The following is a 12,700-nucleotide window of genomic DNA, read 5'->3' on the forward strand; positions in this document are numbered from 1 at the left end:
GGCGTTTCGCCCGGTCGGTTCCTGCTCCACTCCCTGTTCTTCCCCGCGGGGGGGCCGGGCGTGGGGGGCCCCCACCGCCACCTTCTGCAGACGCCGCATCCGCACCCGACGATAGATCACTACCGCAATCGCCTTCGCGCTGGTGACAATATCAAGCTCAAGGACAGCCAACTGGCACGGGAACCCATTTTCCAGTGCAACGCTTCTGCTTATCTAGGCTTCCGATCTGGTATTCTTTTGGCCCTCCTTCCGCTCTCCTGAAGTCAACATCACTCAGCTCGGCTTCCTTGACTGTGGATGCCGTGAAGTCTGATCCTTCGACCACTGCAGAGTTCATGCGGGCAACAGAAAAGTCAGATCCCGCAACATTGCTGCCACTAAAGTCGGATTGCGCAACGACAGAGTTGCGAAAATCTGATAGCCCGAAGTCCGCGTTATTCAGTTTGGCGCCAGGGAACCAAGTTTCCGCAAAGATTGCGCCCCTTAGCAAGGAGCCACTGAAATTCACCTCGTCCAATACTGCCCCCTTGAAGTTGACAGACCCTCTGGACGTCCAGTCCGTCAACTCATCAACTTCCCCGGGCTTCAGTTTGGCGTGGCTGAAGTTGGCGCCCGTCAAACGTGCGCCACTGAAGTCGGCACCCATGACCCATGCTTTGCTGAAATTCACACCTTCAAGCTGAGCGCCCCGGAGGTCTACACTTGTTAGGTTCAGCTCGAAACCGGGAGGGTCGTTGGCGACATTACGCCGACCTAGGACCAATGCGGCAGCCTCAATGTCTGTTGGAACTGTGTGCGGCGATTGAGGCATCGCGGTGCGGGCCTCTGGAGTCCTGAGGGAAGACGATCCCCTGCTTGGCATTTTGGGTGCTTTAGAATTTTCGCGCAGAAACCCAGCCAGCACATTCATAATGATGCCCTGATCCTTCGGGGACTCAAGTGTGATTCGCTCTAGCGCGTAGATCCCTCCGAGGCGTACCGCTAATTGATCATCGCCGAGTTGACCAACTGCTGAAGTGAAGCGTTCGGTAATTTGCCCTTTGGCGGTAAGGTCCACGGTATCTACTGCTGTGCGTGTCGTTTGAGCGGTGTATACCAGCGCACCCACAGTTGCAACAGCGGCTAGGCCAGCGAGTACTGTCTGGGCCCATCGGTGGGCTACTTCACCGCGTGACGGCCCAGAGGCGGATGACGATGGCTCCTGTGCCCTGTTCGCGATATCGCCCTCAGGCTGCCGCGGCTCCTCATCTTCGGCCTCAGGCGCCCCGCTTTGCTGCGGAATGGTCCCGGTACGTGTGGGTGCTGGTTGACCTGCCGTGTTGACCCCTGGCGCGCCGTCACCCGAGGGCTCTGGCGCGTCGCCCGAGCCGGATTCGGTGGCCTCGCTGGGAGTATCTTGCACGCTCTGGTTCTCCTGCTCTCCCACCGACTCGCCTTCCATAACGCATAGTTGAGGTCTGTCGCCCGCCCATGACAGACCTGCGGAACCGCAGGGTAGGAGCACGGCGACCCCGGTAGCAAGGCGGGACACGGCTGTCAGGGAGCACCCGTAGTCGGGGTGCCGATGAGAACCGTGTCACCGGTCGCCAACGGGGTTGTCCAGCCCTGTGACTAGGAGGGCCGGGGCTGACCGACATGACAGAACCTGATCACCTGAGAAGTGAACGTCGACTCTACCGTCCGCCGGACCCGCCGGGGCGGCCGGCCGCCGGAGTCCGACAAGACCGGCTGCCGCGGGTGCCGCGCGGCCGGATGCGGAAGCAACCGTCTCAAGCACCACCGGGCCGTCGCGACGAGGTACGACAGACCCGCCGCCCGCCACGCAGCGACCGTGCCGGCCACAGTCCTCGACGCATGACTGTGACCAGCACGTTCACGACAGGGCCTAGACGCGGTCGGCCGCGATCAGGAGATACTGGAAAGAGCCGTCCTTGTAGGAGTTGATGAACGCCTCCTCAATACCCGTGACCAGCGAAGAAGTTGCCCGCAGCTCCCAGTAGGGCAGAGTCGCCGGCGTCAGATCGATGACGGCCTGCGGAACCAGACGGTTGTCGGCCATCGCGCGCAGGTACTCCCGGCGGGAGTGGATGTTGCACTCGAAATGCGCGTTGATCTGGGACACCCACTTCGAAGGCTGGCCGTAACGCGGGTTCCAGCAGCCGGTGATCGTCACGTAACGGCCACCGGCCGCAAGGACACGCGCATGCTCGGCGAAAAGGTCATGCAGGTCCACGTACATACTGGACTCGTTGTTCCACGAAGCCCTGGCCTGCCCGGTCTCGAAAGGTGTGCCGAGCATGTTGCAGACGCGGGCGCGGACATGGTCCTCGATACCGAGCTCGCGGGCACGCCGGTTGGCGAAATCGGCCTGCTTCGCCGACAGCGTGACACCCTCGACCGTGCACCCGAAACGCTGATGGGCCATCACCATCGAACCGCCGCGGCCACAACCGGCGTCCACGACAGTGTCCTCACGCCCGACAGGACCGAGATGATCCAGAAGGAGCCCCGCCTGCGCCGACTCCAGCCGGTGGAGCTCAGCGATCAGCCTCTTCTCATACGCACTGCTCTCCGCGTCACCAAGAGCGGCGTGATCGACCTCCCCGATGCCGTAGTGGTGGTGGTAGAGACCGTCGACATCGCCCAGACGCAGGTTCACCGGCCTCGCCTCGTGGTCCCAGTAACGGGCGATGTCACCCTGATATGGCGTCGCCGGGGAGGGGATGAACACGGAAGTGCCCATGCCCGTTCCGGCGGTGGCGGTGGCGGTGGCGACGGTGGTGGTGCGCTCAGTCTTGGTCACAGATGAATCCATTCTTCTTACCAGAAGTCGGGCAGGCTGTAGCGGTAGGTATTGGTCTGGTGCCAGTAGTGGTTGCCGTCGACCCACGCGGCCACCCCGCGCACAAAACGCTGCACACCCGGCACAGGACAGGCAGCGACGAGAGCCGCGGCCTCGGCCTCGAAACGGCGCATCAGGTCGTTGTGGACATCGACAGCCTTCAGATAGGCCTCACGGTCGGACAGGCCCTCACGATCGGCGATCACCACCGGCAGATTCAGATGCCGGCCAGGAGAGGCCAGCTCCTTGGTGTACGAGTACAGGTCGTTCACGATCGTGGTCGCGTTCGAGGCGAACGCGATGACCCGCTGCACCGCGGGCTGCGCATGCAGGTCCGCCGCGAGCTCGTAACCACCGACAGTGTCGGTGATGGTCGGACAGGGACGGAAGTTGTTGAACTGACGCATCGCCAGGTACTCCCACACCTCCGGCACATGGTCCTCCTGAGCCCACGCGGCCTCGGCGAGATACCCCATGTGCAGACGCGCCATGTCATGCCGGAACCGGTCGGCCTGCGAAGCACTCGCCTCCCGCAGGAAGTACTCCATCGCGGAACGGTAAGCACGCCGCGGCGCATCCGAACCAAGCGACCCGGCCCACAACGGCTCGTACTCCCCCGTCGTGTACAACGGATCGAGAGCGGTGTGCGCCAGCAGAAGACGCCCGCCAAGACCCACGGGCGAACCCCCGTGATCCTCGCAGTAACAGTCATCCACCGCGTTCTCAGCAACCATCAAACGCGCGGCCAGCATCAGATGACCGACCGTAGGAGCGTCCGGATGACACGCCACCATATAGCGCCCGACAGAAAACCCGTCGAACTCATCCTCCCAAGCCCCGGGAAACAGATCGACCTCATCCACCGCCCAGGCCTTGATCCTCCGGCTCACCTCCCCCACCCGCACCGGATCAGGCTCCACCACCGGATGGTGATAGAGACCCGGAACCGCAACACCCCCCACCGACGCCAACCCCACTGCCGGTGCTGACGCCGGCGTCAGTGCTGGCAGCGGTGACAGCCTGGGATGCACAACCGACGCCAGCAGCGGTGACGATGGCGGTGGTGGCGCCGGTGGTGACGGAGTCAACGCCTGTGGTGCCAGGGCCGGCGGTGAAGTCAGCCCCGACGGTGGTGTCAGTGGTGGCGGTGCCGGTGGTGGCGGTGGTGGAGTCAGTGCCTGTGGTGGCGTCGGTGCCGGTGGCGGCGTCGACGGCGGCTCCTCGCGCCGGGTCACGTACAGGCTCGCCGTGCCCAGACCGCTGGGACCACGAAGAACCCGCCCCAACCCCGCCGACACCGTCCCCACCCCAGCGGCAGGCACGTCCACGGAGGACGGGGCGGGTACGGAAGACACCACCGGAGGCGCGCCGTCGGCAGCAACTTCGACATCGTGAACGCAGGCAGCGGCGCCGGGGCCGGCGAGGCCGTACGTCCCGAAGCGGGAAGCGGTCACAGGCAGACTCGATCGCACAGGGGAACACTCAGGGTCAGGCATCCATGACTCCTAAACGGACAGGGACGTAGGACAGGGACGTACGGCGAGTGACCGGCATCAGACACCCACCTCACGGCTGGTGACGGCTTCCGGACACACCCGGCCAGACGGCCCGGACATCGAAAACCACCTGGACAGAACAGGCCAAGGAAGACGGACCAGAACAGGGCGAGCGGGACAGGGCAAGGACAAAGCGAGCAGAGCAAGACACGGCGGGCAAGGCGGGGCTAGAAGGGCAAGGCAAGCGGGCGAACAGGGCGCAGGGTTTCCGGGGCTTTCGTCCGGACCAGACGCGACCCGGCCCGATCAGACCGAGTCAGGGCTTGGTGTCAGGCGCGTGAGCCCCGTGGCCGACGGCACCGACACGATCCACACGAGAGGCCCCAGGTCCTACCCCCGGCCGGTCTTCGTGGATCAGACCGCGGCAAACCTGATACAGAAAGCCCCCGCACGGGCGGTGTGTACCCCCGTGCCCTCCAGACCACCGGGGAACACCACAAGACACAGGACCCGTTCCCGACCTCGTACCGGACGGACCCCCGCGATCCGGGCGTCTCCGGCAACGCCGGGAGATACCGCCCGCGCGACAGCCGCCGGCACCAGCCCAACACGTCGCAGACCCGCGGTGTCCCGCACCGGCCGGAAGCGGCCCAGCCCCTGTCCGGCCGGTGTTCGTAGACCCGGAACGCCTGGCACGGCACCTCGCCGCGTTGCCGGAGCCGGCCAAGTACGGCATGGCCGGGCCATCCACAACACCGATCCTCCACCTCGCGACCCACCACGCCAGACACCCCGGCCTGACCCACGAGGACCGACCCGACAGCACCTAGTCGTGTCTGCCGGCGATCTGCACGTTCTCCAGCACACCGAGCGCGTCCGGCACCAGCACCGCGGCGGAGTAGTAGGCGGTCACGAGATAGGACATGATCGATTTTTCATCGATACCCATGAAACGCACGGACAGGCCCGGCTCGTACTCCTCCGGCAGGCCCGTCTGACGCAGACCGATGACACCCTGATCATCCTCACCAGTACGCATCACGAGAATCGACGTCGTCTTCTCCTTGCTGATGGGGATCTTGCCGCACGGCAGAATCGGAACCCCCCTCCACGCCGGAACCTGCTGCCCACCGAGATCGACATGATCCGGGTAGAGACCACGGCGGTTGAACTCACGCCCCATCGCCGCGATCGCCCTGGGATGCGCCAGAAAAAACTTCGAACCGCGCCGCCGGCACAGCAACTCATCCAGATCGTCCGGACTGGGCCGGCCCGAGCGACTCTGGATCCGCTGCCCGAAATCAGCGTTGTGCAGAAGACCGAACTCACGGTTGTTGACCAGCTCATACTCCTGACGCTCACGCAACGCCTCGACAGTGAGCCTGAGCTGCTCCTCGGTCTGGTCCATCGGCCCGTTGTAAAGGTCCGCGACCCTTGTATGCACCCGCAGAACCGTCTGCGCGATCGACAGCTCGTACTCGCGCGGCCTCAACTCGTAGTCGACGAACGCGCCAGGCAGACCGTGCTCACCCGTGTGACCCGACGACATCGCGATCTCGGCCTCGCCGTGACGATTCTGCCGCCGGGACGAAAGCGAACCGAACTCCTCCACATGAGCCCGAAGCCCCGGCGCCGCAGACAGCACAGCCGCGAAATCGGCGCGGGACAGCGTCAGCAGAGTACCGGCCGTCTCCGCCGTGACGGTGTAGTCCCACCGCGCGTCCTCATCCAGCAGCGCCTCGTCACCGAACCGGTCGCCGTCGGCGAGAACACCAATCGCGGCCTCATCGCCGTACTTGCCCACGGAAGCCTGCCTCACGCGGCCGTGGGCGATCAGATGAATCTGCCCGGCAGGCCCACCGCGCTCAACCAGCGTCTCACCGGCACTGAAGTCCCGCTGGACACACCGGTCAGCGATCGCGGTCAGCACCTCCACATCCTCAAAGCCCTGAAGTAGCGCCAGTTCACCCAGCTCACGGGGGATCACCCGGACCGCGCCACCGTCCTGGACGAACTCCACCCGACCGTCACCGACGGTGTAACTCAGCCGGCGGTTCACCCGGTAGGCGCCGCCCTTGGTCTCCACCCACGGCAGCATCCGCAACAGCCAGCGAGAAGTGATCTCCTGCATCTGCGGGACGGACTTCGTCGTGGTGGCAAGGTTACGCGCGGCAGCCGTACTGAGGCTGGACTGCCCACGCGGCACCACCACCGCTTCCTGACCGGAATCCACACTCACCAGGAGCACACTCCTTCACGAAACAACACCGGCCGGCGGGCATCCACGCCGCCCGAAACGAAGACAACAGACAGGCACACACATCTCGGAACCCGTCCACAACACGGGAACCGTAACCGCCCACCCGCCCCACCGGCCCACAAAAGCCCCCCACATTAACCCGATACGATGAGCATTCCCCCAACAAGGTTTAACCACCCGACAAGTGACTTCCACTCAGCAACGGATGCGGGAAGCGGGTCACATACGACCGCCGTCGCCCCGCAGGTACGCTCCCGCACGCGCCGCAGCCGCGGTGGCTTCGGCGGCCTGGTCTGCGGCGGCTTCGTCGAGGCGGTCGCTGCTGGTCAGCAGGCGGTAGTAGAGGGGGGCGGAGACAGCACGGATCACCTCGTGGACATCGGTGCCCTCGGGCAACTCGCCCCGGTCGATGGCCTGCTGGACGCAAGGTGCCCACTCCTTGACGCGGATGTCGTAGAAGCGGTGCAGGGCCTCGGCCGTCTTCGCCTCACAGGTGGCGGCGGCGATCACTGCCTTGAACAGCGCTCCTTGCCGGGGGTCGGCCAAGGTGCGCTGCACGAGCCGGGCGTTGGCCTTGAGATCACCGAGCAGCGAGCCGGTCTCGGTACGCGGCAGTGACTGCTCGGCCATGTCCAGCAGCAAATCGGCCACCAGGCTGCTCACCGTTCCCCAGCGACGGTAGACGGTGGTCTTGCCCACCTCGGCACGGCGCGCGATGTCGGCGAGGTCCAGGTTGGCAAAGCCATGCTCCGCCAGGGCGTCCCCAGCCGCTTGCAGCACCGACGCCCGCACCCGCGCCGTGCGTCCTCCGGGACGGACGGTCCCCGGATCCGCACCCTCAAACCCCATAACGGGACTCCAGTTTCGTTAATTGCTTACACCTGCTACGTTGAGACACACACTAACGGAACCGCAAGCCCATTAGCCAGGTCGGGCAGTGAGAGAGGAACAGACATGGAATACAGGCGGCTGGGCACATCCGGCCTCAAGGTCCCCGCACTGAGCTTCGGCGCCGGCACCTTCGGCGGCCAAGGGCCGCTGTTCGGCGCCTGGGGCAACACCGATGCGCGAGAAGCACGCCGTCTCGTGGACATCTGCCTCGACGCCGGGATCACGATGTTCGACACCGCCGACGTCTATTCCAGCGGGGCCTCCGAGGAGGTGCTGGGCGAAGCGATCAAAGGCCGCAGGGACCAGGTGATCGTGTCCACCAAGACCGGCCTGCCGATGGGCGACGGCCCAGGCGATGCGGGCTCCTCCCGTTCGCGCCTGATCACCGCATGTGAGGACGCCCTGCGTCGGCTCGGCACCGACTACATCGATCTGTTCCAGCTGCACGCCTTTGACGCCGGCACACCGATCGAGGAAGTCCTGTCCACGCTCGACGATCTCGTACGAGCGGGGAAGGTCCGCTACCTGGGCATCTCCAACTTCTCCGGCTGGCAGGCGATGAAGTCCCTCGCGAGCGCGGAGAGATACGGCCACCCGCGCTATGCCGCACATCAGGTCTACTACTCACTCATCGGCCGCGACTACGAATGGGAGCTGATGCCCCTCGGACTCGATCAGGGCCTCGGAGCCCTCGTCTGGAGCCCACTCGGCTGGGGACGGCTCACCGGCAAAGTCCGCCGCGGCCAGCCGCTACCGGCCAGCAGCCGACTGCACCACACCGCGGACTACGGCCCGCCGGTCGAGGACGAACACCTCTACCGCGTGGTCGACGCCCTCGACGAGATCGCGCAGGAGACCGGCAAAAGCATTCCGCAGATCGCCATCAACTGGCTGCTGCACCGACCGACCGTCTCCTCCGTCATCATCGGCGCCCGTAACGAGAACCAGCTTCGCCAGAACCTCGGTGCCGTCGGCTGGACGCTCACGCCCGACCAGATGGCGAAACTCGATGCGGCTAGCGGCAAAACAGCGCCCTACCCGTACTTCCCTTACCAACGCCAGGAAGGCTTCGCCCGCCTCAACCCACCAGCTGTCGCACCTCCGCCAACCGCACAACCCGCCTCCAGGACTCGGGGCCACGGCCCGTCTAGACGTATTGACCCGCAGCGTTGTTGATGCGGCTGATGGGTGGCATACCGCCGAGAGCGGTGTGGCAGCGGTGATGTTGTAGGTGTGGAGGAAGTCCACGAGGGCCGCGGTGCGTTCGGCGTTGCTGGAGTACGGGCGTACGTAGGCCCACTCGTCGAGGAGCGCGTGGTTCAGGCGTTCGACCTTGCCATTTGTCTGAGGGCGGTTTGGGCGGGTGCGCTTGTGGATGATGCCAGCGGCTTTCAGGGTCTGGCCGAAGAGCTTGGATCTGTAGCAGGAGCCGTTGTCGGTCAGGACCCGCTCGACGGTGATGCCGCGCTCGGTGAAGAAGGCGTTCGCGCGCTGCCAGAATGCGGCAGCGGTCTCCTTGCGCTCGTCGGCCAGGACTTCGCTGCAGGCGAGGCGGGAGTGGTCATCGATGGCGGTGTGGACGAAGCTGTAGCCGATGACGGGACTGCCGCCCTTTCGCGCGTCGGTCGTGGCCTGTCTGTTGGTACCGGCTTGCTGGCGCGAATGATGCGGTGTCCGCCGCCGTCGGGGATGTTTCCGAGCTTCTTGATGTCGACGTGGATCAGCTCGCCGGGGCGTGCGCGTTCGTAGCGGCGGATGAGTTGGCCGGTGGGCCGGTCCATCCAGCGCAGCCGGTTCAGGCCGTGCCGGACCAGGACTCGATGGACGGTCGAGGCGGGTATTCCCAGGATCGGACCAATCCGGGCTGGGCCGAGCTTCCGCTCACGGCGCAGCGCACAGATCTGGCTTTCCGCGCAGGCCGGAGTGCGATGCGGTGTGGTCCGGGGCCGGCTTGTTCGGTCGTACAGTCCCGCGTCGCCTTCGGCTCGCCAGCGTCGAATCCACTTGTGGGCGGTGGTGCGGGAGATCCCCATTTCGTCAGCCACGTGAGCGACGGGCCTGCCGGCGCGGACCCGGTCGACAAGGAGCCGTCTGCCGTGGATGGTCAGCCGGGCATTGGAGTGGGGCACGAGTACCTCGGTGAGTGATCAGACGCAACGGGGGAGAATACGGGCGCAGGAGGGCGCCGGCCGTGGCTGGTTCACTTCAGGCGTGCGGCTCGCAGGATGCTGTCGTGGGTGTGGTGGGTGCCGGTCGGGGCCGGGGTGGTGCGCGGGCGGCTGCTGTTGATCAGTACGTTCCAGGTGGGGCCGAGCAGTGGGGCGATGGCGGCGGCCTGGTAGTAGTCGTCGAGGTTGACGTCTTCGGTTGGGGTGAGGTCGGCGCGGTCGTGGGTGGTGAACAGGAGGGTGCCGCCCGGGGCGACCGCGTCGAGCAGGTGGTGGAGCGTGGTGTGGCCGGTCTGGCGGCGCAGGGGGAAGTATTGGACGGTTACCAGGTCGAAGGCGCCTGGTGGCGGGGGCGTCGTGTTCAGGTCGGCCCGTGCCCAGGAGATGCGCTCCTGGATGTCGGTTGCTGAGTCGGCGGCACGTCGCAGGGCGGTGGGGGAAATGTCGATCGCGGTGACCTGCCAGCCGTGCCGGGCGAGCCAGAGTGCGTCGGCGCCTTCGCCGCATCCGACGTCGAGGTCCTGTCCCGGGGGCAGTTCGGTGGCCTCGGAGACGAGTACGGGGTTGGGATTGCCGCTGGAGACCTGGTCGCGGCTGCGTTACATGTCGTCCCAGTGCTGGGCGTCCATGGCGGGTGCTCCTGTTCGTGAAGGGGTTGTGGTCGGGGGCCGGGGCTTCACACCGCTGGCGTGCTGGTGGCCTCGGAGCCCTGGGGTTCGGGGTGCCGTCCGGGCCGGATGAGCAGCCCGCAGGAGAGCGCGCCCAGGATCAGGATGGCCACGGTCACCCAGAAGGCGACGGCGTTGCCATGCACGGATGCCTGCATGGCGGCGTCGGCGGTGTGGGTGGTGAGGTAGCGGGTGGTGGCACTGACGGCGATGGTGTTGAGCAGGGCCGTGCCGATCGCGGCGCCGATCTGCTGTCCGGCATTGACCAGGGCGGAGGCGGCTCCGGCGTCGGCGGCATCGACGCGGTCGGTGGCGAGGTTCATGGCCGGTCCGAAGATCAGGCCGAACCCGGCGCCGGTGATGAGCAGGCCGGGCAGGAGGCGCCAGAACGGTCGCGGCAGATGACCTCGATCTGTGGGTGCTTGGTGAGGATGCCGGCGGCGGTGGTGGGGTCGTTCCGCCAGGAAGCCTGGTACGTCGCGACACCGGGGAGCGCTAGTCCGATGCCCGTGACGACGACTTCCCGGACGTTCGGGTTCACCTGACTACTGGCGCGTCCGGAACACTCGACACCGATCAGGCTGCATCTGCCCTGCACCACACCTTGGCCAGGTTCGGAGCCTTGTCGTTGCCGCCGTTACCTGGGCCATTCGTCACTGACGACGCAGCCACGGCCTGCTCCAGGCCGTCGGCGTCGCGGCCGCCGACCCGAAGGCCAGTGCCGTTCTCCCGCCGGTTCTAAGTGAGGCTCAGGTGCGTCGGGCCGAGGAACAGTTCGGTGTGGTGTTCCCTGACGACTATCGCCAGTACCTGTTGCACGTCAGTGCCGGCGGGCGGTTCGCACGCTCCGGGTCGATCAGCGTGGCTGGCGCTGGGACGGCGACCAGCCTGCGGACCGTGCGAACCTGGATGTTCCGTTCCCGGAGCACGACACCGCTCTCGCAGCGAGCGAAGATTTTTGGCTGACCGAACCCCAGGAGGGGGACTACGCCTCTGTTGCGGCCTACCAAGCCGATCACGACGCGTGGCTGGAGACGGCCGATGCCGCCGAGGACGCGCGGACCTCCGGGGCCGTTCCTCTCTGCGATGACGGCTGCGGCCTCTACACCCTCCTCGTGGTCAGCGGACCCATGCGTGGTGCCATGTGGTTCGACGGACGCGCGACCTGCGATCGCCTCAACCCGCTCTTGAACGACGACGGACAGCCCGCCTCCTTCGGCGAGTGGTACCCGGACTGGCTCACCCGCGAGGAGTCGCTGACAACCCCGGAACTGCGTCGTGCGGCAAGCGACCGCTGGCACGCGGGGAGGGACGTGCCCATCTGGCTGCGCTGGTTCAGCTCGTGAGTGGTCAGTGCCATGCCCCCAGCCGCGTTCGTACTGGCAGGGGCCGGTGCGGGAATGGGTACGGCCACCGCTGATCATCGGTGTGTGAAGACTGAAGATCACGCGATGGCCGCAGGTCACAGCCTAGACTCTGCCCACTGGCAGGAGGCATTCGAGGGCCTGATGGCGCGGATCGCAGGCCATTTCGCCCGGGTCGAACCCCGGCGCCGGGTCCGGCGGTTGGTGCTCGGACTGTTGTCGGACCTGCCTCGCAAGAACTGCTGGACCATCGCCGAGTGGGCCGGGGAGTCAACCCCGGACGGCATGCAGCACTTGCTCAGCCGGGCCAAGTGGGACGCTGACGCGGTCCGTGACGCCCTGCGGGGCTACGTAGTGGAACATCTGCACGACGAGCGGGCGGTGCTGGTGGTCGACGAGACCGGCGACATGAAGAAGAGCGTCGGCACGGTCGGCGTCCAGCGCCAGTACACCGGTACTGCCGGCCGGATCGAGAACGCCCAGGTTGCCGTCTACATGGCCTACGCTGGTCGGCGCGGGCACGCCGCGGTGGACCGGGAGTTGTACATCCCGCGCTCCTGGACCGCTGGCCCTGACCGCTGCCGCGTCGCCGGGCTCGGCGAGCAGACCGCTTTCGCCACCAAGCCGAAACTGGCTGCGCGCATGGTCGCCCGGTTCCTGGACGCTGGCCACCGGGCTGCATGAGTAGCGGCCGACGAGGTCTACGGCGGCAACCCGATACTTCGGGCTGTGCTGGAGGAGCGCGGCACCAGCTACGTCCTCGCGGTGGCTTGCTCGCACGAAGCCGCCACGGGGGCTGGCACGTTCCGCGCGGATGTCCTGGCCAAGAAGGTTCCCAAGCGTGCCTGGCAGAGGCTGACGGCTGGGACCGGGGCGAAGGGTCACCGCTTCTACGACTGGGCCGTCATCGACCTCGCCCCCCCCATTACCTTCTTGGTGGCCCCGCAACGGGGCGCCCGGCCTTCGGAGTTGGCATGACTTTCTCCCCCTGTCGATCGCATGTCTTGGGGG

General features: G+C 66.2%; 10 protein-coding genes and 3 pseudogenes. 4 read left to right on the plus strand and 9 right to left on the minus strand.

Translation table 11 applies throughout. The annotated features are described in order from the left end of the window. Positions 1-157: 157 nt before the first annotated feature. The 5 genes from ACFRKB_RS38230 to ACFRKB_RS38250 all read right to left on the minus strand — a co-directional run bounded on the left by ACFRKB_RS38230 (position 158) and on the right by ACFRKB_RS38250 (position 7,447). Entirely contained in the window at positions 158-1,057 is a 900-nt protein-coding gene (locus ACFRKB_RS38230; protein WP_383111198.1) for a pentapeptide repeat-containing protein, read from the minus strand. Positions 1,058-1,885: 828 nt separating this feature from the next. Next, a complete protein-coding gene (locus ACFRKB_RS38235) occupies positions 1,886-2,815 on the minus strand; it encodes a geranyl diphosphate 2-C-methyltransferase (protein ID WP_383111199.1) in 930 nt (309 codons plus the stop codon). A 5-nt stretch (positions 2,816-2,820) separates the two neighbouring features. Then, on the minus strand, positions 2,821-4,338 hold the full coding sequence (locus ACFRKB_RS38240) for a family 2 encapsulin nanocompartment cargo protein terpene cyclase (protein WP_383111200.1): 1,518 nt from the start codon (positions 4,336-4,338) through the stop codon (positions 2,821-2,823). Between the two features lie 826 nt (positions 4,339-5,164). Further along, positions 5,165-6,577: a family 2B encapsulin nanocompartment shell protein gene (locus ACFRKB_RS38245; protein ID WP_383111201.1), complete on the minus strand. Its 1,413-nt coding sequence runs from the start codon at positions 6,575-6,577 to the stop codon at positions 5,165-5,167. 240 nt (positions 6,578-6,817) lie between these two features. Then, on the minus strand, positions 6,818-7,447 hold the full coding sequence (locus tag ACFRKB_RS38250) for a TetR/AcrR family transcriptional regulator (RefSeq protein WP_383111202.1): 630 nt from the start codon (positions 7,445-7,447) through the stop codon (positions 6,818-6,820). A gap of 105 nt (positions 7,448-7,552) precedes the next feature. Between ACFRKB_RS38250 and ACFRKB_RS38255 the strand changes: the two genes are divergently transcribed. Then, the gene (locus ACFRKB_RS38255; protein ID WP_383111203.1) at positions 7,553-8,665 is read left to right on the plus strand and encodes an aldo/keto reductase; all 1,113 of its coding nucleotides are present in this window, start codon (positions 7,553-7,555) and stop codon (positions 8,663-8,665) included. Here the strand turns inward: ACFRKB_RS38255 and ACFRKB_RS38260 are convergent. The 4 genes and pseudogenes from ACFRKB_RS38260 to ACFRKB_RS38275 form a co-directional block, all read right to left on the minus strand. Further along, a pseudogene (locus ACFRKB_RS38260) lies at positions 8,637-9,618 on the minus strand (IS481 family transposase). The gene ACFRKB_RS38255 and the pseudogene ACFRKB_RS38260 overlap by 29 nt on opposite strands. A 248-nt stretch (positions 9,619-9,866) precedes the next feature. After that, positions 9,867-10,193 (minus strand): annotated as a pseudogene (locus ACFRKB_RS38265) (class I SAM-dependent methyltransferase); the annotation flags it as partial. A 140-nt stretch (positions 10,194-10,333) separates the two neighbouring features. After that, complete coding sequence (locus ACFRKB_RS38270; protein WP_383111204.1) at positions 10,334-10,648, minus strand: hypothetical protein; 315 nt, start codon at positions 10,646-10,648, stop codon at positions 10,334-10,336. 14 nt (positions 10,649-10,662) lie between these two features. Next, the gene (locus tag ACFRKB_RS38275; RefSeq protein ID WP_383111205.1) at positions 10,663-10,866 is read right to left on the minus strand and encodes a hypothetical protein; all 204 of its coding nucleotides are present in this window, start codon (positions 10,864-10,866) and stop codon (positions 10,663-10,665) included. 134 nt (positions 10,867-11,000) lie between these two features. Here ACFRKB_RS38275 and ACFRKB_RS38280 point away from each other — a divergent pair, with 134 nt between their 5' ends. The 3 genes and pseudogenes from ACFRKB_RS38280 to ACFRKB_RS38290 all read left to right on the plus strand — a co-directional run. After that, positions 11,001-11,291 carry an SMI1/KNR4 family protein gene (locus ACFRKB_RS38280; protein WP_383111207.1) on the plus strand — a complete coding sequence of 97 codons (291 nt, stop codon included), beginning with the start codon at positions 11,001-11,003 and terminating at the stop codon, positions 11,289-11,291. A gap of 149 nt (positions 11,292-11,440) precedes the next feature. Next, positions 11,441-11,671 carry a hypothetical protein gene (locus tag ACFRKB_RS38285; RefSeq protein WP_383111206.1) on the plus strand — a complete coding sequence of 77 codons (231 nt, stop codon included), beginning with the start codon at positions 11,441-11,443 and terminating at the stop codon, positions 11,669-11,671. A gap of 105 nt (positions 11,672-11,776) precedes the next feature. After that, a pseudogene (locus tag ACFRKB_RS38290) lies at positions 11,777-12,613 on the plus strand (IS701 family transposase); the annotation flags it as partial. Between the last annotated feature and the right edge of the window lie 87 nt (positions 12,614-12,700).

Origin of the sequence: Streptomyces scopuliridis, from assembly GCF_042790125.1 — a bacterium.
GTDB lineage: Bacteria > Actinomycetota > Actinomycetes > Streptomycetales > Streptomycetaceae > Streptomyces > Streptomyces scopuliridis_A.